Raw genomic sequence first — 20,026 nt, 5'->3', positions numbered from 1 at the left:
GAGCGCGAATGGTCTGGGTTTTCGAAGTCTCCGCGCGAGGGGTCAGCCGAAGCGGCCGGAGACGTAGTCCTCTGTGGCCTGCACAGAGGGTGTGGTGAAGATCGACATGGTGTCGTCGTACTCGATGAGCTTGCCGGGCTTGCCGGTGCCGGCGATGTTGAAGAACGCCGTCTTGTCCGACACGCGCGAGGCCTGCTGCATGTTGTGCGTGACGATGACGATCGTGAACTCGTTCTTGAGTTCGCTGATGAGCTCTTCGATCGCGTAGGTCGAGATGGGGTCCAGGGCCGAACACGGCTCGTCCATCAGCAGGACCTGCGGCGACACGGCGATCGCGCGGGCGATGCACAGTCGCTGCTGCTGGCCGCCGGAGAGCCCGGAACCCGGCTTGTCGAGCCGGTCCTTGACCTCGTTCCACAGGTTCGCACCCGTGAGGGACTTCTCGACGAGGGCATCCTGGTCGCTCTTCGACATGCGGCTGTTGTTGAGCTTGACCCCGGCGAGTACGTTCTCCTTGATCGACATGGTGGGGAACGGATTCGGCCGCTGGAACACCATGCCCACCTGGCGGCGCACGAGCACCGGGTCGACTCCGGGCCCGTAGAGGTCCTTGCCGTCGAGCAGGACCTCGCCCTCGACGCGTGCGCGGGGGATGACCTCATGCATGCGGTTGAGGGTGCGAAGGAACGTCGACTTGCCACAGCCCGAGGGGCCGATGAAGGCTGTGACGCTGCGCGGTTGGATGTCGAGGGAGACGCCTTCGACGGCGAGGAAGTCGCCGTAGTAGACGTTGAGGTCGTTGACTTCGATGCTCTTGGACACGTGTTTCCTATTCCGGGTGGGCCGCCGCTCAGCGGCCGGCGAGCTTGGGTGCGAACAGCTTCGCGATGAGTCGGGCGAGCAGATTCAGCAGCATGACGATGAGGATGAGGGTGAGGGCCGCGGCCCAGGCACGGGCGATTGCCGCGTCCGGGTTCGTGCCCTGGTTCATGTACTGGTTGTAGGCGAACACCGGCAGCGTCATCATCTGCCCGTTGAAGATGTTGGTGTTCAGACTCTGGGTGAAGCCGGCAGTGAGCAGAAGCGGCGCCGTCTCTCCGATCACCCGCGAGATGGCCAGCATGATCGACGTCATGATGCCCGCGATCGACGTCGGCAGCACGACCTTCAGGATGGTGAGCCACTTCGGCACTCCGAGGGCGTAGGACGCCTCACGCAGCTCATTGGGGACGATGCGCAGCAACTCTTCGCTGCCTCGCACGACCACGGGGGTCATCAACACGGCAAGAGCGAGAGCTCCCATGAATCCCATCGAGATGCCCGGGCGCACCAGCAGCGAGAACACAGCGTAGATGAACAGACCCGCCACGATCGAGGGGATGCCGGTCATCACGTCCACGAAGAAGGTGATCGCCTTCGCGATCTTCCCGCGGCCGTACTCGACGAGGTAGATCGAGGTCATCAGGCCGATGGGTACGGAGATGACGGTGGCGGTCAGCGTGATGAGCACAGTGCCCCAGATGGCGTGGACGATTCCGCCGCCTTCGCCGACGACGTTGCGCATCGAGTACGAGAAGAACTCCAGGTCGAAGCGCTCGATGCCGTTGGCGACGACCGTCCAGAGCAACGAGATGAGTGGCAGGAGCGCGATGAGGAAGGCTGTCGCGACCAGTGCGGTCATGAGCCTGTCGATCGCCTTGCGGCGACTCTCCGCGATAGACGAGATCACGGTGATGATCACCATGTAGATCAGGATCCCGCAGATCACGGTACCGACGATGTTGAAGTCGGCGAGGCTGGAACCGGCAGCGGCCACGGCGAAGATCGCGGCCGAGATGGCGAAAGATGCCGCGAGCAGCGCCCACGGAGCCCACTTGGGGAGCTTGCCCGAGGTGAGCGACGCGGTGCTCGCGGGAGCGGCTGTCAGGACGGTCATGTCAGTTGGCTCCCGAGAACTCGGCGCGGCGGGCGACGATCCATCGCGCCAGCGCATTGACGGCGAAGGTCACGACGAAGAGGATGAGGCCGGTGGCGATCAGCGTGTTCACTCCGGTGTCGTGTGCCTCGGGGAAGGCCAGGGCGATGTTGGCCGGGATCGGCGTGGGGTTCGTCGCGGTGAGTACCAGGAAGGTGACCACCGCGGACGGGGAGAGCACCATGGTCACAGCCATGGTCTCGCCGAGTGCCCGGCCGAGGGCGAGCATCGCCGCCGAGACCATGCCGCCGCGAGCGAAGGGCAGGACGGCCATACGCACCATCTCCCATCGGGTGGAACCGAGGGCGAGGGCTGCCTCCTCGTGGAGCTTCGGGGTCTGCAGGAAGACCTCGCGGCAGATGGCGGTCATGATCGGGATGCACATCACTGCCAGCACGAGAGCCGCGGTGAGGATCGTCTTCCCGGTCGACGACACCTGGCCCCCGAAGAAGGGGACCCAGGAGGCGTTCTCGTTCAGCCAGGCGTAGATCGGCTGCAGGAGCGGGGCGAGCACGAGACCGCCCCAGAGCCCGAAGACGACGGAGGGGACGGCGGCGAGCAGATCGATGATGTAGCCGAGGACCGCGGCGAGACGTCGGTGGGCGTAGTGGGAGATGAACAGCGCGATGCCGATCGCGATGGGAGCGGCGATGAGGAGCGCGATGAATGAGGCCCAGAGCGTTCCGAAGATGAGCGGCCACACGTACGACCAGAAGGACTCACCCTTGAGGATGTGGTTGTCGCTGGTGTCGAGCTCGAAGGCGGGGAGGCTCTGAATGAAGAGGAAGGCGGCGACGAGCGCGAGGACGACGAGGATGACGATCCCCGCCCCGAGCGCGGTGCCGGAGAAGACCCGGTCGCCAAGTCGCTGCTTCGCCTTGATAGGGGCAGGTGGCGCCTTGGTCGGCGTCGGTGTCGGCGCCTGGGCTGTCGTGCTCATGATCTCCCTGTTTCGGGCCGGGTCGATATGGATCGGATACTGACCGGGAGGTGCCCCCGCGCCCCGTCGGGACGCGGGGGCACCGTGTCAGCGTGTCGGCGTGATCAGCCGACCTGGATCAGGTCGATCGCGGCGAGGACCTGATCGCGCAGGCCGTCCGAGATCGGTGCGCTGCCGGCGTTCTCGGCCGCAGCGTCCTGGCCCTCAGCGCTCGCGATGTAGGTGAAGTACTCCTTCACGAGCTCCGCGACGTTGCTGTCCTCGTACTGCTCGCAGCCGATGAGGTAGCTGACCAGGGCGATCGGGTAGGCGCCGTCCGAAGCGGTGGCGGGGTCGACGTCGAAGACGAGGTCCCCTGCGCCGCGGCCTTCGACCAGCGGCGAGTTCTCGACGAGCTTGGCGGCAGCCTCGGCCGAGTAGGCGACGAAGTCCCCGCCCACGCCGACAGCGACCTGTCCGAGGCCCTCGGCCTGCGAAGCGTCGAGGAAGCCGATGGCGCCGTTGCCCGCCGTGATGGCCTGCTTCACGCCGGAGGTGCCCTGCGCTGCCTCGCCACCCTGGATCGGCCACACGTCGGCCGGCTCGTAGGTCCAGACGTCACCCGCCGTGGCGTTGAGGTACTTGGTGAACGTCTCCTGCGTCCCCGAGGGGTCGGAGCGGTGCACGGGCGAGATGGCCAGGTCAGGCAGCTCGACGCCGTCGTTCAGCGCGGCGATCTCCGGGGCGTTCCAGTTGGAGATGGTGCCGGCGAAGATGCCCGCGATGGTCGCGGCGTCCAGGTTGAGGGAGTCGACGCCCTCGAGGTTGAACGCGACGGCAACCGGCGAGATGTAGAGCGGGACCTCGACTATGTCGTCGGTTGTGCAGGCGCCGAAGCCGCCGGCGGCCACCTCTTCGTCGTTGAACGCGCGGTCGGAGCCGATGAAGTTGCTGCCGCCTTCGAGGAAGTTCTCGCGACCCGTACCGGATCCGGTGGGCTCGTAGTTGACGGTCACGTCGGGGTTCGCGGTCTGGAACGCGGCGACCCAGGCTTCCTGAGCGGCCGCCTGCGAGGACGCACCGGTGGCGTCGATCGTTCCGGAGAGTGTGGAATCGGTGGGAGCTTCGGTGGAACCGGAGCCGCCTTCGTTCGCGGCGCAACCGGCGAGAGCGAGAGCGGCGACGGCGCCGATGGCGCCGATTCGTGCGATTCGGGAGATCTTCACTGTGGATCCTTCGATCTTGGATGGGTGGGGCCCGGTGCAGGGCACACAGTGACGCTATGGGCGACGGTTAACGAGACTCTCCCGAGCAGGTGAACGGCAGGTGAACGACGGGCGACTCTCTGGGGTGCTCCCGCGTGATTCCGGCTGTGGTGTCCGGAATCCGTCGACGCATCAGACCTTCGGGATGTGCGTCTCGATCGCGATGATGCCGGAACCGGGGTTCGTGGACGACAGGTGCACGACCGAGAACGCGGCAGGCTCAAGGTCGGCGGCGCTGCCGAGATACGACCCGGTGACGGTGCCGGTCGCGAGGGCGATCTCCGACAGCAGCCCGGGGAGCACGGGACCGTGACTGCACAGCACGGCCGGCTTTCCGGACCGCACTCGTCGGCCGACCACGGATCGAAGATCGGCCGCGCCGTCTTCCCAGGCGTCCTGGCTGATCTTCTCCGTCTGCACCGGCTTCCGGCCAAGGGCCTTCGCGAGCGGGGTGACGGTCGCGACGCAACGCACGGCATCACTCGTGACGATCTTGCGCACACCGAAGGCGCGGAGCGGCCCGACGATGGACTTCGCCTGGGTGCGGCCACGTTCGGTGAGCGGGCGTGCGGCGTCCGAGCGGTCCCAGTCCGAGCGCGAGAGCGCCTTCGCGTGGCGCAGCACGATCACGGGGAAGGTGCGCAGCACGCCGTCATCGACCAGGTTGGAGAAGAAGTCGAGGATCTCCAGGTCGACCGGGTAGCTCAGTCGGTTGCGTGCCTTCTTCACGCTGACCCATTCGAGCGCCGCGATCTCCCGATTGGGCACGAACGTGGACTCGCGGATCGCGTCCTCCGTCGCCTCGGCCGCCCAGTAGTGCACGACCTTCTGCTTGCGGGAGGCGAGGTGGTAGCGGCTCACTCCGATGGGAACACCGAGGGAGACGCGGATGCCGGTCTCCTCGTGCACCTCGCGCACGGCGGTCTCGGCGAGCATCTCTCCCGGATCCACCTTCCCCTTGGGCAGCGTGACGTCCCGGTACTTGGTGCGATGGATCAGGAGGATCCGCAACTTGCCGTCGATGATCCGCCAGACCACGGCGCCTGCGGCGTACACCGCCTTGTCGGCCCACTTCGACCCCGTCTCGGAGTCGGGCGGGAGCTGCAGCTGCCGCCGGATCATCGAACCGCCCGTGCGCGGCGGCGCCGCTGGATCAACCCCATGGTCTTATCCTGCAGGTCGATCAGGGGCTTTCCGTCGGCATCCACGGCGTGGCGCTCCCAGACGCCGTCGGCGCCGAGGTGCCACGACGAGGTGCCGTCGTTCATCGCCAGGTCGAAGAAGGTCCGGAGCTCCTTGAGATGTGCGGGGTCGGTCACGCGCACCAGTGCCTCGACGCGACGGTCGAGGTTGCGGTGCATCATGTCCGCGCTGCCGATGTACACCTGCGGGTCGCCGGCGTTCTCGAACGCGAAGATCCGCGAGTGCTCGAGATAGCGGCCGAGGATGCTGCGCACCGTGATGTTGTCGCTGATGCCGTCCAGGTCGGTGCGCAGGCTGCAGATGCCACGCACCCAGACGTCGACCTTCACGCCCGCGGCGCTCGCACGGTACAGCGCGTCGATGATCTCCTCGTCCACCATCGAGTTCACCTTGATGCGGATGTGGGCGGGGATCCCGGCCTCCGCGTTCTTGCGCTCGGCATCGATCTGGCGGATCAGTCCCTTGCGGAGGTGGAGCGGGGCGACGAGGAGTCGTTTGAACTTCTTCTCGATGGCGTACCCGCTCAACTCGTTGAACAGGCGCGTCAGGTCCTTGCCGACCTGTGCGTCGGCGGTGAAGAGCCCGAAGTCCTCATAGATGCGGCTGGTCTTGGGGTTGTAGTTGCCGGTCCCGACGTGGGAGTAGTGCCGCAGCATCCCTTCTTCCTCGCGGATGACCAGGGCGAGTTTGCAGTGTGTCTTGAGTCCCACGAGGCCGTACACGACGTGCACGCCGGCCTTCTCGAGCTTGCGCGCCCAGACGATGTTGTTGGCCTCGTCGAACCGGGCCTTCACCTCGACCAGCGCGAGGACCTGCTTGCCGGCCTCAGCGGCGTCGATCAGGGCCTGCACGACGGGGCTGTCTCCGGAGGTGCGGTACAGCGTCTGCTTGATGGCGAGCACATGCGGGTCACGGGCGGCCTGCTCGAGGAAGGCCTGCACGCTCGTGGTGAACGACTCGTACGGGTGGTGGACGAGCACGTCCGATTTGCGGATCGCCTTGAAGATGTCGGCCCGTGCGCTCGATCCCGCGGGCTGGAAGGCCACCGCCGTGGTGGGCAGGTGCGGCGGGTAGCGCAGATCGGGCCGGTCGATGCGCGAGAGGTCGAAGAGTCCGCGGAGGTCGAGAGGCCCGGGGAGGCGGTAGACCTCGAGGTCCGTGATGTCGAGCTCGCGGACCAGCAGATCCATCGTGACGTCATCCATGTCATCGGTGATCTCGAGCCGGATCGGCGGACCGAACCGGCGGCGCAGGAGCTCGGCCTCCAGCGCCTGGATGAGGTTCTCGCTCTCGTCCTCCTCGATCTCCACATCTTCGTTGCGGGTGAGGCGGAACGCATGGTGGTCGAGCACCTCCATGCCCGGGAACAGGTCGCCCAGGTGGTTGGCGATGAGTTCCTCCAGGCGCAGGAAGCGCTTGATCTCGCCGGCGCCGGGAACCTCCACGAAGCGGGGGAGCATCGGCGGGACCTTGATGCGCGCGAACTCCTGGCGCCCGGTGCGGGCGTTGCGGATGCGGATCGCGAGGTTCAGCGAGAGTCCGGAGATGTAGGGGAACGGGTGCGCCGGGTCGACCGCGAGGGGCATCAGCACCGGGAACACCTGCGCCTGGAAGTAGTCGGACAGCGCGGAGCGCTCGCCGTCCGTGAGCTCGGACCAGTCCGTGATCTCGATACCGGATTCGGCGAGGGCGGGGCGCACGAGCGAGTTCCACGCGTCCGCGTGGCGCAGCTGCAGTGCGTGCGCCTCACGGGAGATGTCGGCCAGCGCGTCGACGGGGGAGCGGCCGATGTTCGTCGGCACCGCGAGACCGGTCATGATGCGCCGCTTGAGGCCTGCGACGCGCACCATGAAGAACTCGTCGAGGTTGCTGGCGAAGATGGCCAGGAAGTTCGCCCGCTCGAGTTCGGGGAGCGACGGGTCTTCCGCGAGCTCCAACACGCGCTGATTGAACGCGAGCCAGCTCAGCTCGCGATCCAGGTAGCGGTGGTCGGGCAGCAACGAGTCCGGGGACTCGATGGCGTCGAAGTCGTCGTCTTCGGCGTCACCGAGACCGGCGTCGGCGAGTGCGGGATCGATCATGGGGTACATCTAAGCACCGCCAGGTGACGCTCGTGTGAACGGTGTCGATCCTCAGTGGCCCGCGGCGACGCTCTCTTCTTCGTTGACGTTGAAGCGATAGCCGACGTTGCGCACCGTGCCGATGATCTGTTCCTGGTCGCCGAGCTTCGCCCGGAGGCGCCGCACGTGCACGTCGACCGTGCGGGTTCCGCCGAAGTAGTCGTAGCCCCACACCTCGCTGAGCAGCTGCTCCCGCGTGAAGACACGCGAAGGATGGGTGGCCAGGAAGTGCAGCAGCTGGAACTCCTTGTAGGTGAGGTCCAACGGCCTGCCGCGCAGCTTCGCCGAGTACGACTGCTCGTCGATCGTGACTCCGGAAGCCTGCACGCTCGCGGGCTCGGCGACCTCATCGCGTCGGGCCAGCGCGAGGCGGAGGCGCGCGTCGATCTCCGCCGGGCCCGCGGTTGCGAGCAGTACGTCGTCGATGCCCCAGTCGCCCGAGAGAGCGCTCATGCCGCCCTCCGTGACGACGAGGAGGAGGGGAGCGTCCTGACCTGTGGCGCGCAGCAGCCGGCACAGCGACTTCGCGGCGACCAGATCATGACGTCCGTCGACGATCACGACGTCGTACTCCGGAGCGTTGACCAGCTGTGCGGGTTCCGCAGGGATCTGGCGCGCTCTATGGCTCAGCAGCTCAAGGGCGGGCAGGACCTGCTCCGAGAGCGGAGCATTGGTCAGAACCAGGACCAGGGCCACGCGCACTCCTCACCGACGGGGGATCGACGTCGTGCCGCCATGATACCGGGGCGGATGCGCAACAATGGTTGTCATGACGGAACCAGCACTCGCACCACGCAACGCGTTCGTCGGTGTGATCGTCGTGTGGGCGGCGGCATTCGTCGCGACCGTCGCGATCGGTATCTTCGTGCCGGAGGAGTGGCGTGTCCCCTGGATGCTGGTGGGCTTCGGAGGCGTCGTCCTGCTCTCCTTCGCCGTGCAGCTCTGGTACGGCCGCACCCAGGGATTCATCTTCCGGGTGGCGAGCAGCGTGATCGGCGCCCTGATGCTGATGGGGCTCATCTCGGTCGGTTTCGGTCTCGCGGCGCTGATCCCGTCCTGACGACGGCGGGGCGCGGTAAGGTGGGGGACATGGACCTCATGGCGCTCGAAATCTTCTTCATCGGCCTGCTGGGCCTCGCGAGCCTCGCTATCGTCTTCGTCTCGGCAGTGGTGCTGCGCAACCTCTTCCGCGGCCAGCGCTGACGCGATCGTGATCGAGCTGCCCGTCGACCTTCCGGCCGATCTCGTCCCCTTCGCGTGGCTGATCGGCGTCTGGGAGGGTACCGGTGTCATCGACTACCCGGTCGGCGATGAACGCCTGCAGGGTGAGTTCACCCATCGGGTCAGTTTCAGCCATGACGGCGGCCCGTTCCTGAACTACTCCGGCTCAGCCACCTTCCTCACCGACGAGGGTGCGCCGGCGGCGGCACTGCTCGCCGAGACGGGATTCTGGCGACTCGCGCGACCGGCGACGGACTCGGATCCCGGTCCCGCGCTGCTCCCGCCCACCGCGCCCGCCGTCGCACGCACGGTCGACGACGTGGAGGAACTGCGCGCGCCGAGCGGCGGATTCCCCATCGAGGTGTCGCTCGCGCACGCAGACGGTGCTCTCGAGCTGTACATCGGCGAGATCAACGGTCCGCGCATCGACATCGGCTCCGACGCCGTCGTGCGCAGCGCCGGTGCCAAGGTGCACTCCGCGTCATCGCGCATGTACGGCCTCGTCGACGGACACCTGCTGTGGGCGTGGGACATCGCCGCGCTCGGCACCCCGCTGCGCTCCCATGCCTCCGCCCGGCTGGCCAAGGTCTGAGATGTCCGCTTTCGACCAGGTCGACGGTGCCGTCGCCGAGGGCGATCTGATCGCCCACTTCGGCGATGTGTTCCGAGAGCAGCGGCGTCTCGCCGAGGGCGCGGCTCTCGCCCCGCTCGGTGATCGCGCCGTGATCGAGGTCGCGGGTCCGGAGCGGTTGAGCTGGCTCGATTCGATCACGTCGCAGGCCGTGGGACGCCTCGCCCCCGGTGACAGCACCGAGCTTCTGGTGCTCGACCCGCAGGGCCGGGTGGAGCACGCGGCCGGTGTCGTCGACGACGGTGCATCCACGTGGCTCATCGCCGACGACGGAGACGCCGAGGCGCTTGCCGGCTGGTTGACGCGGATGAAGTTCCGCACACAGGCGACCGTCGATCTCCGCTCCGACCTCGTGCTGGTCGGATACATCGACGGTGGGGTCATCTCCGCGACGGCGACCGCAGCGGCGTTCGCCCCGAACGGCACCGCACTCGTGTGGTCCGACCCGTGGCAGCGGATCAGCGTCGGCGGACACCAGTATTCCGAGGTCATCGAGCATCCGGCAGCCGACTACGCCTGGCGGGTGGCGATCCTCACCGCGGAGCAGGCCGACGCTCTCGCCGCTTCTCTCGACCGGGAGGCGTTCGCCGGCGTTCTCGCCGCAGAGGCTCTGCGGGTCGCGGCGTGGCGCCCGCGCTGGACGACCGAGGTCGACGAGCGCTCGCTTCCTCATGAGTCCGACTGGATTCGCAGCGCGGTGCACCTGAGCAAGGGCTGCTACCGCGGACAGGAGACCGTCGCCAAGGTCCACAACCTCGGGCACCCGCCGCGTCGTCTCGCCGCGCTCCACCTGGACGGCAGCGATGCGGTCCTGCCTGAGCCCGGTACCGCGGTCTTCGCCGGTGACGACGAGGTCGGGCATCTGACCTCGGTGGCGCGTCATCATGAAGACGGTCCGATCGCCCTCGCGATCCTCTCCCGGCGCGCGCCCGTCGGCGACCTGGTGGTTCGCGCCGACGGCATCGACATCGCCGCATCGCAGCAGGTCATCGTCCCGGCCGACGCGGGGGCCACGGCAGACGTCCCGCGCCTGACCCGGCTGTCTCGGAGACCTACGGCGCCGGACCCGCGTGACGCCGTCCCCGGAGGCTGAGCTCAGCCGGGCAGCGGCGCGACCGCGGCCCACGGCAGTGTGAGCTCGCCGAGACGCCAGCGGGTGCGCCCGCCGAGCACCGGCCAGCCCTGATCCCGTAGTCCGGTCACCGCGGCGAGGAAACGCTGCGTGGCACCGAACGTCGACAGGGGAGCCGCGCGGTCCCACTCCCGGTCGAGGTCGATGAGCAGATCGTGCACGCGCTCCCCGGCGACGTTGCGGTGGATCAGGGCCTTCGGCAAACGCTCGGCGACGACGCTCGGACGTTCGAGATCGGCGAGACGGAGCGAGATCGTGAAGCGCAGCGGTGTGGCCTGCGAATCGACGTCGATCCAACTCGACACGCGCCCGATCTCGTCGCAGGTCCCTTCGAAGAGCAGGCCTCCGGGGGACAGGCGTGCGGTCATGCGTGCCCAGGCATCCGGCACGTCTTCCTCGTCGTACTGGCGCAAGACGTTCATGGCCCGGATCGCCGCAGCGCTGCGTCCTCGGGGGAGGGGGACCTCGAAGCCACCCCGCGCGAACGACACGGGGAGATCGGCGGCGAAAGGAGTCCGTCCGGCCCGCACCTCCGCGAGCTGAGCCTCGGCCGTGGCGACGCGGGCGGGGTCGATCTCGAGCCCGAGCACCTCGACATCGTCGCGGACGCGCACGAGACGTGTGGCGAGTTCGAACGCGGTGACTCCGCTGGCACCGTAGCCGAGGTCGACGACCAGGGGATCGTGCGCGCGGCGCAGCGCGTCGCTCTGCGCGATCCAACGGTCGTTGCGCCGGAGTCGGTTCGTCCCCGTCGTGCCGCGGGTCGGCCGGCCGAGGGGAGATGACGCCATGTCACCATCCTCCCAGGATCCGACTCGGCGGGACGTCCCAGGTGGATAAACTGGCGGCATGACTGCGACGCGTACCCTCATCCTGCTCCGCCATGGCCGAAGCGAGTGGAACGAACTGAACCTCTTCACCGGTTGGGTGGACGTCCGACTCAACGCTCAGGGCGAGAAGGAGGCGCGTCGCGGCGGCGAGCTGCTCGCCGAGTCCGGCATCCTGCCCGACGTGCTGCACACCTCGCTGCTGAGCCGGGCGATCCAGACGGCGAACATCGCTCTGGACGCCGCCGACCGTCTGTGGATCCCCGTGACGCGCTCCTGGCGTCTGAACGAGCGTCACTACGGTGCGCTCCAGGGCAAGGACAAGGCGCAGACGCTCGAGGAGTTCGGGCCCGAGCAGTTCCAGCTGTGGCGCCGGTCGTTCGACGTGCCTCCGCCCGTGCTCGACGACGAGAGCGAGTTCAGCCAGGTGCACGATGTCCGTTACCAGGGCATCGACGGCGAGGTGCCCCGCACGGAGTCGCTCAAGCTCGTCATCGACCGCCTGCTGCCGTACTGGGAGAGCGCGATCGTCCCCGACCTCGAAGCCGGCAAGACCGTCCTCGTCACCGCGCACGGCAACTCGCTGCGCGGCCTGGTGAAGCACCTCGAGGGCATCAGCGACGAAGACATCGCCGAGCTGAACATCCCGACCGGCATCCCGCTGGTGTACGAGCTCGATGAGAACAACGTTCCGACCGGTCCCGGCCGCTACCTCGACCCCGAGGCTGCGGCTGCCGGCGCGGCCGCCGTCGCCGCGCAGGGCAAGAAGTAGGTCGAGACCCCCACCCACCGTCGGCGCCCCTCCTGATTCACGCGAATCAGGAGGGGCGCCGACGTGCAGAGGGGGTCTCGACCGAAATGTCCGGAGGGGGAGGAACTGGAGGGACGACGCGTCAGGCGTGGCCGTGTTCCTGCTGCTCCAGCTCCTGCTGTTCGACGGCGAGGGGGATGTCCTCCTCCTCGACCGCCCAGTCGCCGGTCGAGAGGTAGACGACCTTCTTCGCGACGGCCACCGCGTGGTCGGCGAAACGCTCGTGGTAGCGGCTGGCGAGTGTGGCATCGACGGTCGCCGTGGCTTCGCCCTTCCAGTTGTCGCTGAGTACCTTCTCGAAGACGGTGGCGTGCAGTTCGTCGACATCGTCGTCCGCGTTGCGGATGGCGTCGGCGAAACGCAGGTCCTGTGTGCGCAGCAGCTCCGAGAGCGTGCGCGCGACCTCGACGTCGAGCTCGCCCATCTTCACGAACGTGCCCTTGAGGCCCTTCGGGATGGCGCGCTCGGGGAAACGGAGGCGGGCGAGCTGGGCGATGTGCTCCGACATGTCGCCCATGCGCTCGAGCGAGGCGCTCACGCGCAGAGCCGTCACGACGATGCGCAGGTCGCGTGCGACCGGCTGCTGGCGGGCGAGGATCTCGATCGCCTGCTCGTCGAGGGCGACGGCCAGTTCGTCGATCTTCGCGTCGTCGGCGATGACCTCCTCGGCCAGTGCCACGTCGCTCGTGGCGAATGCCCGGGTGGCCTTGTCGATGGAGACCGTGACGAGGTCGGCGATCTCGACCAGGCGGTTCTGAAGATCCTCGAGGGACTGGTGGAACACTTCGCGCATGTTGGGGCGCAACCTTTCATTCGGATCTCGGCTGTGTCAGCGCGAGACGGCGGGTCGTCCGCACGAGAGCAGGTCTGTGCTCCCGCACAAGCCCGAAGCGATTGTCCGCTTCGAAGGTTAACGAACGGTGCCCAGCACGTGAATAGTACTTCCCCTGTTCCCGCCAGGGCGCGGAAACCCGCCGGACGGACGGTGAACGCACTCTACGCTTGTGACATGACCTTGCCGCAGCTCGCGCTGTCCTCGCTCGCCATCGGGCTGGTGATCGGTGTCGGCCTCTCCCTGCTCGTGGCCTGGGCATACCGGGCACGCGCACGTGTGCAGGAGGAGACGTCGCTGGCCGTCCCGGCCGGTATCACCGACGTTCTGCGCAGCATGGACGATGCAGCGGCGATCGTGGACAGCTCCGGCATGGTTCTCGCCTCCTCGCAGGCCGCGACCCGCTTCGGTATCGAGGTCGGCGCGACGCTCGACAACCCGGAGCTCCGTCAGCTCGTTCGTGGCGTGCGGGACACCGGAGGCTCCGTCACCGAGTCGATGCGCATCACGCGGGGAGGATTGAGCCTCGATCCGCGACTCGTGTCGGCGCGCGCGAGCGTGATCGGCACGCGCCTGGTGCTGCTGATCATCCGCGACGTCACCGAGCAGGAACGCCTCGATCAGATGCGCCGGGATTTCGTCGCCAACACGAGTCACGAGCTGAAGACACCGGTGGGCGCAGTGAGCCTCCTGGCGGAAGCGATCGAGTCCGCCGCCGACGACCCCGCCCAGGTCCGCATCTTCGCCGCCCGCATCGCGGCGGAGGCCGGTCGACTCGGACAGCTCACGGGCCGGATCATGAGCCTGTCCCGCCTCCAGGCCGAGGACGGTCTGACCAAGGTCGGTCCCGTGGCGATCGACGAGGTTATCGCGTCCTCGATAGAGGGCCACGTGGTACAGGCCGATTCCGCCGGCGTCGAGCTCGCCAGAGGCGGGGACCGCGGCGTCTGGGTGCGCGGCGACGCGCAGATCCTCATCGAGGCGGTCGGCAACCTGATCGCCAACGCCATCGTCTACTCGCCCCGGGGATCCCGGGTGGGCGTCGGCGTGCGCGCCGAGGACGGTGTGGTCGAGATCGCGGTGTCCGACCAGGGCATCGGTATCGCGGAAGCGGACCGTGAGCGCATCTTCGAGCGGTTCTACCGAGCGGATGAGGCCCGTTCCCGGCGCACGGGCGGCACGGGACTCGGGCTGTCGATCGTCAAGCACGCCACGCAGCGCCACGGTGGGGAGGTGCGGCTGTGGTCCCGCCCCGGACGCGGCTCCACCTTCACGATCCGGCTTCCTCGGATCGACGCCCCGGAGCACGGCGACTCGGGCAAGAAGAGCAAGAAGAAGCGTGCGCGCAAGGCTGCCAAGGCTGCGGCATCCGCGCGCGCTCGAAACGGAGAGAGAACATGACCCGAATCCTTCTCGTCGAGGACGAGCCCGACCTCGCCGACCCGCTCGCGTATCTGCTCCGCCGTGAAGGCTACGAGGTGGAGATCGCGGAGGATGGCCCCGGCGCGCTCTCCGCGTTCCGGGAGCGGGGCGCGGACATCGTGCTGCTCGACCTGATGCTGCCCGGGATGCCGGGCACCGAGGTGTGCCGTCAGATCCGCTCGACGTCGGCCGTGCCGATCATCATGCTCACGGCGAAGGACTCCGAGGTCGACATCGTGGTCGGGCTCGAGCTGGGCGCCGACGACTACATCACCAAGCCGTACTCGTCGCGCGAACTGCTCGCGCGGATGCGCGCCGTGCTGCGCCGGGTCGTGCAGGCCGACGGCGAGCTCGACGAGCGCGTGCTCGACGGCGGCAGGGTCTCACTCGACATCGACCGGCACACCGTGTCCGTCGCGGGTGAGCAGATCAACATGCCGCTGAAGGAGTTCGAGCTCCTCGAGGTCCTGATGCGCAACTCCGGACGCGTGCTCACCCGCGGTCAGCTCATCGACCGGGTCTGGGGGAGCGACTACTTCGGCGACACCAAGACGCTCGACGTGCACATCAAGCGCATCCGTTCGCGCATCGAGGAGAACCCGAGCGAACCGGTGATGCTCGTCACGGTGCGCGGCCTGGGCTACCGCTTCGAGGGCTGAACACAGAGGAGGCCGGCACCCCGTAAGGTGCCGGCCTCCTCTGTGTTCGACGCGGGGGTCACTCCGAGGGAGCAGGCGCCGCCGTGTCGGTCGGCATCGGCGTCGGTGCCGATGTGCGCACCGACTCCGAGGGGACGAGGTCCGAGTAGTAGGGGAGAGAGCCGTCGAGCACGGGAACGTCGGCCTTGACGCCGGTGGAGTCTCCGGACTGGAAGTGCATCTCGACGGTCGCGCCCGGCTTGGTGTCGAGTCCGACGATGCGCAGCGGCTCCTCGTCGGCGCCCAGGCTCTTCGTCTCGCCCGCGGGGACCGTGACCTTGAAATCGTTGCCGTCTCCGAGGGAGATCGTGAGTGTGGCGCTCTCTTCGGTGGGGTTCACGACGGCGGCGATGAAGTTGCCGATCGATCCGTCCTCCGTCGCGATCACGAGGGCGTTGCGCACGTCGATCGGGCCGTCGGCGTCGGAGATGTTCACACCGTCGGACGCCGGATACTCGATCTTGGTCGACTGCGGGGTGATGAACGTGCACCCGGTCGCGCCGAGCAGAACGAAGGCGCTGAGGGCTGCAGACGCAACAAGGCGCGATTTCACGGGTCCTCCTGAGGTCCGGCGGGATATCCGCATCCATTCTATGGGTAAGTCGTGAGCGACTCTGCGGCCCTGGGGCGCGAACCTTAGCGCATCTGCCCTGTGGTATCCTTGAGGTTGCCGAAAGGACACGTTTTTATGCTTTTTGAGGTTGGCGAAACCGTCGTCTATCCCCACCATGGCGCTGCGACCATCATCGAGGTCAAGGAGCGCATCATCAAGGGTGAGGCGAAGAAATATCTGAAGCTCAACGTCACCCAGGGCGATCTCATCATCGAGGTTCCTGCTGAGAACGTCGACCTGGTCGGCGTTCGCGATGTGATCGGGAAAGAGGGCCTCGACCACGTGTTCGAGGTGCTGCGCGCACCCTTCACGGAGGAGCCCACGAACTGGTCCCGCCGGTACAAGGCGAACCTCGAGAAGCTCGCCTCCGGCGATGTCATCAAGGTGAGCGAGGTCGTCCGCGACCTGTGGCGTCGCGATCAGGACCGCGGGTTGTCGGCGGGCGAGAAGCGGATGCTGGCGAAGGCCCGTCAGATCCTCATCTCCGAGCTCGCGCTCGCGGAGAAGACCGATGAGGACAAGGCGGGCGCACTGCTCGACGAGGTCCTCGCTTCCTGAGTTCTCGACGAAGGGGCGGATGCTGCGGCATCCGCCCCTTCGTCGTCCCTGCCACGCGGTAGCGTGAGAGGGTGACCCTGCTTCCTGTCCCCGACATCGCGATCATCGTCGTCGCCGCCGGCTCCGGCACTCGGCTGGAGGCGGGGGCGCCGAAGGCTCTCGTGGGGATCGACGCGCATTCAATCCTCCGACATGCCCTGGACGGCGTGTTCGCAGCCCTGCCTGCGCAGGTGATCGTCGTCGCACCCGCCGGGCATGAAGGCGACGCGTTGGCGGAACTCGAAGCCGCCGCAGGAGACCGGCGAGACCTCGGTCGCGTCGTGACGGGCGGCGCGACGCGGCAGCAGTCCGTCGCCGCGGGGCTCGACGCTCTCTGGGGCGACGTGAAGACCGTGCTCGTGCACGACGCGGCGCGCGCCCTCACGCCACCCTCTCAGATCGATGCGGTCGCGCGTGCCGTCACCGCGCAGGAAGGAGTCGTGCCCGCGCTCCCCGTGGTCGACACGCTCAAGAAGGTGGCGGAAGGTGCCGTGGTGGCCGCGGTCGACCGTTCCGAGCTCGCCGCGGCGCAGACGCCGCAGGGCTTTCCCCGCGCTGCGCTCGAAGCGGCCTACGCGGCAGCCGTCTCCGCGGGGGTCGAGTACACCGACGACGCGGCGTTGTTCGCCGCGGCCGGGAACACGGTGCGGCACATCGACGGTTCCGCTCGAGCGTTCAAGATCACCACACCCGATGACCTCGAGCGCGCCCGGCACCTGCTCGGTGCGTTCGCAACGCCGGCGCACGCACCGCAGGAGGCGCCGATCACTCGTCCCGTCATCCCTCGAATCGGCATCGGCACCGATGTGCATGCGTTCGGCGGCGAGGGGAACCTCTGGCTCGCCGGCGTGGAATGGCCGGGGGAGCAGCCCCTCTCCGGACACTCCGACGGGGATGCGGTCGCTCACGCGATCGTCGATGCTCTCCTCGGCGCCGCCGGCCTCGGGGACATCGGCGAGCACTTCGGCACCTCGCACCCGGAGTACGCGGGCGCACATGCGGACGTCTTCCTCGCGCGCACCCGTGAGCTGCTGGCAGACGCGGGCTTCGAGATCGGCAACGTGTCCGTGCAGCTGCAGGGGAACCGGCCGCGCTTCAGCGTGCGTCGCCGCGAGGCGGAAGGTGTCTTGTCCTCCGTGCTGGGCGCTCCCGTGTCCGTCACAGCGACCACGACCGACCGGCTGGGCTTTCCGGGGCGGGGCGAGGGCATCGCGGTGACGGCGGTCGCGGTCGTGGTGGCCGTCGATCCGCGCGACGGGTGACGGTCCACCACGCTCAGAACGTCACACGCCGCATGAATCGTCATCGCGGGGCGGTCGCTCAGCAGTCGCCGAGTAGGCTTGAGCGGTGACTCTCCGCCTCTACGACACCCGCGCTGCGGTGTTGCGCGACTTCGTGCCTCTCGATCCCGAGAACATCACGATGTACGTGTGCGGACCCACGGTGCAATCCGGACCCCACATCGGGCACGTCCGAGCAGCCCTGAGCTTCGATCTGCTGCGTCGCTGGTTGGCCCACCGCTATGGTCGGGTCACCTTCGTGCGCAACGTCACCGACATCGACGACAAGGTGCTCGCCAATGCGACGGATGCGGAGCCCTGGTGGGCACTGGCCTACCGCATGGAGCAGGAGTTCACGGCCGCGTATGCCGGTGTCGGCATCCTTCCTCCGACCTACGAGCCTCGCGCCACGGCATCCGTTCCTCAGATGCAGGAACTGATCGCTGGTCTGATCACCCGCGGACACGCCTACCCCGCCCCCGACGACTCGGGAGACGTGTACTTCGACGTGCGCTCCTGGTCGGAGTACGGATCCCTCACGCATCAGTCGATCGACGCCATGGAGCCCGCGGAGGACGCCGACCCCCGAGGCAAGCGGAACCCGCAGGACTTCGCGCTCTGGAAAGGCAGCAAGCCGGAGGAACCGGCGGACGCGACGTGGGCCTCCCCGTGGGGCGCCGGCCGTCCAGGGTGGCACATCGAGTGCTCCGCCATGGCGAAGCGCTACCTCGGAGCGGAGTTCGACATCCACGGCGGCGGGCTCGACCTGCGATTCCCTCATCACGAGAACGAGCTCGCGCAGTCGACGGCGGCGGGCGACGGTTTCGCCCGCTACTGGGTGCACAACGGTCTCGTGACCGTGGCCGGGCAGAAGATGTCCAAGTCGCTGGGTAACTTCACCTTGGCGGCGGACGTGCTGTCGGCGCATGACCCTCGGGTGGTGCGCTATGCGCTTGCCGCCGCGCACTACCGATCGAGCCTCGACCTCAGCGAATCGTCCTGGGCGGAGGCCGAGGCCGCGTTGGCGCGCATCGACACCTTCGCCGCTCGCGTCCGCCGCGCCGTTCCCGGCATGACGGATGACGCGGGTGATGCTGTTCCGGATGCGTTCGCCGACGCGATGGACGACGACTTGGGGGTCCCCCAGGCGCTGGCCGTGCTGCACGACACCGTGCGCCGCGGCAACTCGGCACTCGACGCCGGGTCCAAGGAGGAGGCCTGGACCGCTTTCGTCCAGGTGGACGCGATGGTCCGCCTCCTCGGATTCGACGAACTCCCGTCCGGTGGGGCAGACCGCGCCGAGCACCGCACTCTGGACGCCCTCGTCCAGACGATGATCACCCAGCGCGCGCAGGCTCGCGCTGACAAGGACTGGGCGGCGGCGGATCGCATCCGAGACGCGATCGCCGCCGCAGGAATCACGCTGGAGGACACTCCGGCCGGAACTCATTGGAGTATCGATGGCTAAGCCACAGCGCCCCGGCGCGAGCAACGGTAAGAAGAAGGGCCCGACCAAGGGCACGGGTGGACTCGGGCGCAAGGCACTCGAGGGCCGCGGTCCGACCCCGAAGGCGGAGGACCGCGCCTGGCACCCCGCGGGCAAGCGCAAGGCAGCGGCTGAGCGCTATGCCGCCTCCGGGGGCAAGGGAAAGCCCGGTGGACAGCGCCAGACCTCGGGCGGCAATCCCAACCGCTCCGCCAGGGCGAAGGACAACACCACCGACACCGAGACGGTCACCGGGCGCAACTCGGTGCTCGAGGCGCTGCGGGCGAAGATCCCCGCGACGGCCTTCTACATCGCGCAGCGCGTGGAGATGGATGACCGCGTCAAGGAGATGCTGTCGATCGCGACCCATCGCGGAATCCCCGTGATGGAGGTCACCCGGCAGGAGCTCGACCGCATGGCCGGCTTCGACGGCGTGCACCAGGGCGTCGCGGTCAAGGTGCCCCCGTACGAGTACGCCCACCCGCAGGACCTCCTCGAGAAGGTCATCGACCAGGGCGAGGTGCCGCTGTTCGTGGCGCTGGACGGTGTCACCGATCCCCGCAACCTCGGAGCGATCATTCGATCCGCTGCCGCGTTCGGCGGTCACGGCATCATCCTGCCGCAGCGCCGTTCCGCCGGGGTGAACTCCGCGGCCTGGAAGACCAGTGCGGGCGCCGCCGCGAGGATCCCGGTGGCACTCGCGACGAACCTCACGACGCAGCTCAAGGAGTTCAAGAAGCAGGGCGTGTTCGTGCTCGGACTCGACGGTGGCGGCGATGTGTCGCTTCCCGACCTGCAGCTCGCCGATCGTCCCGTGGTGATCGTCGTGGGTTCGGAGGGCAAGGGGCTGTCGCGGCTCGTCACCGAGACGTGCGACCAGATCGTCTCGATCCCGATCTCTGCCGCGACGGAGTCGCTGAACGCCGGTATCGCGACGTCGGTCGCGCTGTATCAGGTGGCGACGGTCCGCGCCGCGAAGCAGTCCTAGCGCACG

The 20,026-nt window shown here is 67.9% G+C and carries 20 protein-coding genes; 10 read left to right on the top strand and 10 right to left on the bottom strand.

Annotated elements, in window-relative coordinates:
* Positions 1 to 42: 42 nt before the first annotated feature.
* From pstB to LRQ07_RS12965, 7 genes are all read right to left on the bottom strand, one after another.
* A complete protein-coding gene (pstB, locus tag LRQ07_RS12995) occupies positions 43 to 822 on the bottom strand; it encodes a phosphate ABC transporter ATP-binding protein PstB (RefSeq protein WP_047521552.1) in 780 nt (259 codons plus the stop codon).
* Between the two features lie 28 nt (positions 823 to 850).
* Complete coding sequence (pstA, locus tag LRQ07_RS12990; protein ID WP_047521550.1) at positions 851 to 1,936, bottom strand: phosphate ABC transporter permease PstA; 1,086 nt, start codon at positions 1,934 to 1,936, stop codon at positions 851 to 853.
* Between the two features lies 1 nt (position 1,937).
* A complete protein-coding gene (gene pstC, locus LRQ07_RS12985) occupies positions 1,938 to 2,915 on the bottom strand; it encodes a phosphate ABC transporter permease subunit PstC (RefSeq protein WP_047521548.1) in 978 nt (325 codons plus the stop codon).
* 104 nt (positions 2,916 to 3,019) lie between these two features.
* Positions 3,020 to 4,120 carry a phosphate ABC transporter substrate-binding protein PstS gene (locus LRQ07_RS12980; protein ID WP_047521546.1) on the bottom strand — a complete coding sequence of 367 codons (1,101 nt, stop codon included), beginning with the start codon at positions 4,118 to 4,120 and terminating at the stop codon, positions 3,020 to 3,022.
* 171 nt (positions 4,121 to 4,291) lie between these two features.
* Positions 4,292 to 5,281, bottom strand: a complete 990-nt coding sequence (locus tag LRQ07_RS12975) for an NUDIX hydrolase (protein WP_131491420.1) — start codon at positions 5,279 to 5,281, stop codon at positions 4,292 to 4,294.
* A complete protein-coding gene (locus LRQ07_RS12970) occupies positions 5,278 to 7,443 on the bottom strand; it encodes an RNA degradosome polyphosphate kinase (protein WP_047521544.1) in 2,166 nt (721 codons plus the stop codon). Before LRQ07_RS12970 ends, LRQ07_RS12975 begins: the two co-directional genes overlap by 4 nt.
* A gap of 51 nt (positions 7,444 to 7,494) precedes the next feature.
* Positions 7,495 to 8,178 carry a winged-helix domain-containing protein gene (locus tag LRQ07_RS12965; protein WP_047521542.1) on the bottom strand — a complete coding sequence of 228 codons (684 nt, stop codon included), beginning with the start codon at positions 8,176 to 8,178 and terminating at the stop codon, positions 7,495 to 7,497.
* Positions 8,179 to 8,251: 73 nt separating this feature from the next.
* On the opposite strand from LRQ07_RS12965, the gene LRQ07_RS12960 reads away from it, so the two are divergent.
* The 3 genes from LRQ07_RS12960 (at position 8,252) to LRQ07_RS12950 (ending at position 10,427) form a co-directional block, all read left to right on the top strand.
* Entirely contained in the window at positions 8,252 to 8,542 is a 291-nt protein-coding gene (locus LRQ07_RS12960; protein WP_047521540.1) for a hypothetical protein, read from the top strand.
* 150 nt (positions 8,543 to 8,692) lie between these two features.
* Positions 8,693 to 9,295, top strand: coding sequence for an FABP family protein (locus tag LRQ07_RS12955; protein ID WP_256534848.1), 603 nt, complete (start codon positions 8,693 to 8,695; stop codon positions 9,293 to 9,295).
* 1 nt (position 9,296) lies between these two features.
* Entirely contained in the window at positions 9,297 to 10,427 is a 1,131-nt protein-coding gene (locus LRQ07_RS12950) for a YgfZ/GcvT domain-containing protein (protein ID WP_256534847.1), read from the top strand.
* A 2-nt stretch (positions 10,428 to 10,429) separates the two neighbouring features.
* On the opposite strand, the gene LRQ07_RS12945 is transcribed toward LRQ07_RS12950, so the two are convergent.
* The gene (locus LRQ07_RS12945; RefSeq protein WP_047521535.1) at positions 10,430 to 11,257 is read right to left on the bottom strand and encodes a class I SAM-dependent methyltransferase; all 828 of its coding nucleotides are present in this window, start codon (positions 11,255 to 11,257) and stop codon (positions 10,430 to 10,432) included.
* 58 nt (positions 11,258 to 11,315) lie between these two features.
* Between LRQ07_RS12945 and LRQ07_RS12940 the strand changes: the two genes are divergently transcribed.
* Entirely contained in the window at positions 11,316 to 12,065 is a 750-nt protein-coding gene (locus tag LRQ07_RS12940) for a phosphoglyceromutase (protein WP_047521533.1), read from the top strand.
* 121 nt (positions 12,066 to 12,186) lie between these two features.
* Here the strand turns inward: LRQ07_RS12940 and phoU are convergent, their stop codons facing one another.
* Positions 12,187 to 12,897, bottom strand: coding sequence for a phosphate signaling complex protein PhoU (phoU, locus tag LRQ07_RS12935; RefSeq protein WP_047521531.1), 711 nt, complete (start codon positions 12,895 to 12,897; stop codon positions 12,187 to 12,189).
* 216 nt (positions 12,898 to 13,113) lie between these two features.
* Here phoU and LRQ07_RS12930 point away from each other — a divergent pair, with 216 nt between their 5' ends.
* Together LRQ07_RS12930 and LRQ07_RS12925 are read left to right on the top strand one after the other, a co-directional pair.
* On the top strand, positions 13,114 to 14,337 hold the full coding sequence (locus LRQ07_RS12930) for a sensor histidine kinase (protein ID WP_256534846.1): 1,224 nt from the start codon (positions 13,114 to 13,116) through the stop codon (positions 14,335 to 14,337).
* Positions 14,334 to 15,017 carry a response regulator transcription factor gene (locus LRQ07_RS12925; RefSeq protein WP_047521528.1) on the top strand — a complete coding sequence of 228 codons (684 nt, stop codon included), beginning with the start codon at positions 14,334 to 14,336 and terminating at the stop codon, positions 15,015 to 15,017. Before LRQ07_RS12930 ends, LRQ07_RS12925 begins: the two co-directional genes overlap by 4 nt.
* 58 nt (positions 15,018 to 15,075) lie before the next feature.
* Here LRQ07_RS12925 and LRQ07_RS12920 read toward each other — a convergent pair whose 3' ends face one another.
* Positions 15,076 to 15,609, bottom strand: coding sequence for a DNA modification methylase (locus LRQ07_RS12920; protein WP_256534845.1), 534 nt, complete (start codon positions 15,607 to 15,609; stop codon positions 15,076 to 15,078).
* Between the two features lie 135 nt (positions 15,610 to 15,744).
* On the opposite strand from LRQ07_RS12920, the gene LRQ07_RS12915 reads away from it, so the two are divergent.
* From LRQ07_RS12915 to rlmB, 4 genes are all read left to right on the top strand, one after another.
* Positions 15,745 to 16,227 (top strand): CarD family transcriptional regulator, encoded by a 483-nt coding sequence (locus LRQ07_RS12915; protein WP_017201416.1) that lies wholly within the window; start codon positions 15,745 to 15,747, stop codon positions 16,225 to 16,227.
* Between the two features lie 71 nt (positions 16,228 to 16,298).
* Complete coding sequence (ispD, locus tag LRQ07_RS12910; protein WP_256534844.1) at positions 16,299 to 17,528, top strand: 2-C-methyl-D-erythritol 4-phosphate cytidylyltransferase; 1,230 nt, start codon at positions 16,299 to 16,301, stop codon at positions 17,526 to 17,528.
* Positions 17,529 to 17,613: 85 nt separating this feature from the next.
* Positions 17,614 to 19,014 carry a cysteine--tRNA ligase gene (gene cysS / locus LRQ07_RS12905; protein ID WP_256534843.1) on the top strand — a complete coding sequence of 467 codons (1,401 nt, stop codon included), beginning with the start codon at positions 17,614 to 17,616 and terminating at the stop codon, positions 19,012 to 19,014.
* A complete protein-coding gene (gene rlmB, locus LRQ07_RS12900; RefSeq protein ID WP_047521519.1) occupies positions 19,007 to 20,020 on the top strand; it encodes a 23S rRNA (guanosine(2251)-2'-O)-methyltransferase RlmB in 1,014 nt (337 codons plus the stop codon). Before cysS ends, rlmB begins: the two co-directional genes overlap by 8 nt.
* Positions 20,021 to 20,026 lie beyond the last annotated feature (6 nt).

This window comes from Microbacterium sp. J1-1, from assembly GCF_024498615.1.
GTDB classification, from domain to species: domain Bacteria; phylum Actinomycetota; class Actinomycetes; order Actinomycetales; family Microbacteriaceae; genus Microbacterium; species Microbacterium aurugineum.
The sequence above is the reverse complement of the archived record's forward strand: the minus strand, read 5'-3'. Positions and strand labels throughout refer to the sequence as shown.

What these genes read in the sequence shown, in the direction of transcription:
- pstA (WP_047521550.1), bottom strand. Translation starts at nt 1,936, where the DNA reads ATGACCGTCCTGACAGCCGCTCCCGCGAGCACCGCGTCGCTCACCTCG.
- pstC (WP_047521548.1), bottom strand. Translation starts at nt 2,915, where the DNA reads ATGAGCACGACAGCCCAGGCGCCGACACCGACGCCGACCAAGGCGCCA.
- LRQ07_RS12975 (WP_131491420.1), bottom strand. Translation starts at nt 5,281, where the DNA reads ATGATCCGGCGGCAGCTGCAGCTCCCGCCCGACTCCGAGACGGGGTCG.
- LRQ07_RS12970 (WP_047521544.1), bottom strand. Translation starts at nt 7,443, where the DNA reads ATGATCGATCCCGCACTCGCCGACGCCGGTCTCGGTGACGCCGAAGAC.
- LRQ07_RS12960 (WP_047521540.1), top strand. Translation starts at nt 8,252, where the DNA reads ATGACGGAACCAGCACTCGCACCACGCAACGCGTTCGTCGGTGTGATC.
- LRQ07_RS12950 (WP_256534847.1), top strand. Translation starts at nt 9,297, where the DNA reads ATGTCCGCTTTCGACCAGGTCGACGGTGCCGTCGCCGAGGGCGATCTG.
- LRQ07_RS12945 (WP_047521535.1), bottom strand. Translation starts at nt 11,257, where the DNA reads ATGGCGTCATCTCCCCTCGGCCGGCCGACCCGCGGCACGACGGGGACG.
- LRQ07_RS12940 (WP_047521533.1), top strand. Translation starts at nt 11,316, where the DNA reads ATGACTGCGACGCGTACCCTCATCCTGCTCCGCCATGGCCGAAGCGAG.
- phoU (WP_047521531.1), bottom strand. Translation starts at nt 12,897, where the DNA reads ATGCGCGAAGTGTTCCACCAGTCCCTCGAGGATCTTCAGAACCGCCTG.
- LRQ07_RS12930 (WP_256534846.1), top strand. Translation starts at nt 13,114, where the DNA reads ATGACCTTGCCGCAGCTCGCGCTGTCCTCGCTCGCCATCGGGCTGGTG.
- LRQ07_RS12925 (WP_047521528.1), top strand. Translation starts at nt 14,334, where the DNA reads ATGACCCGAATCCTTCTCGTCGAGGACGAGCCCGACCTCGCCGACCCG.
- LRQ07_RS12915 (WP_017201416.1), top strand. Translation starts at nt 15,745, where the DNA reads ATGCTTTTTGAGGTTGGCGAAACCGTCGTCTATCCCCACCATGGCGCT.
- rlmB (WP_047521519.1), top strand. Translation starts at nt 19,007, where the DNA reads ATGGCTAAGCCACAGCGCCCCGGCGCGAGCAACGGTAAGAAGAAGGGC.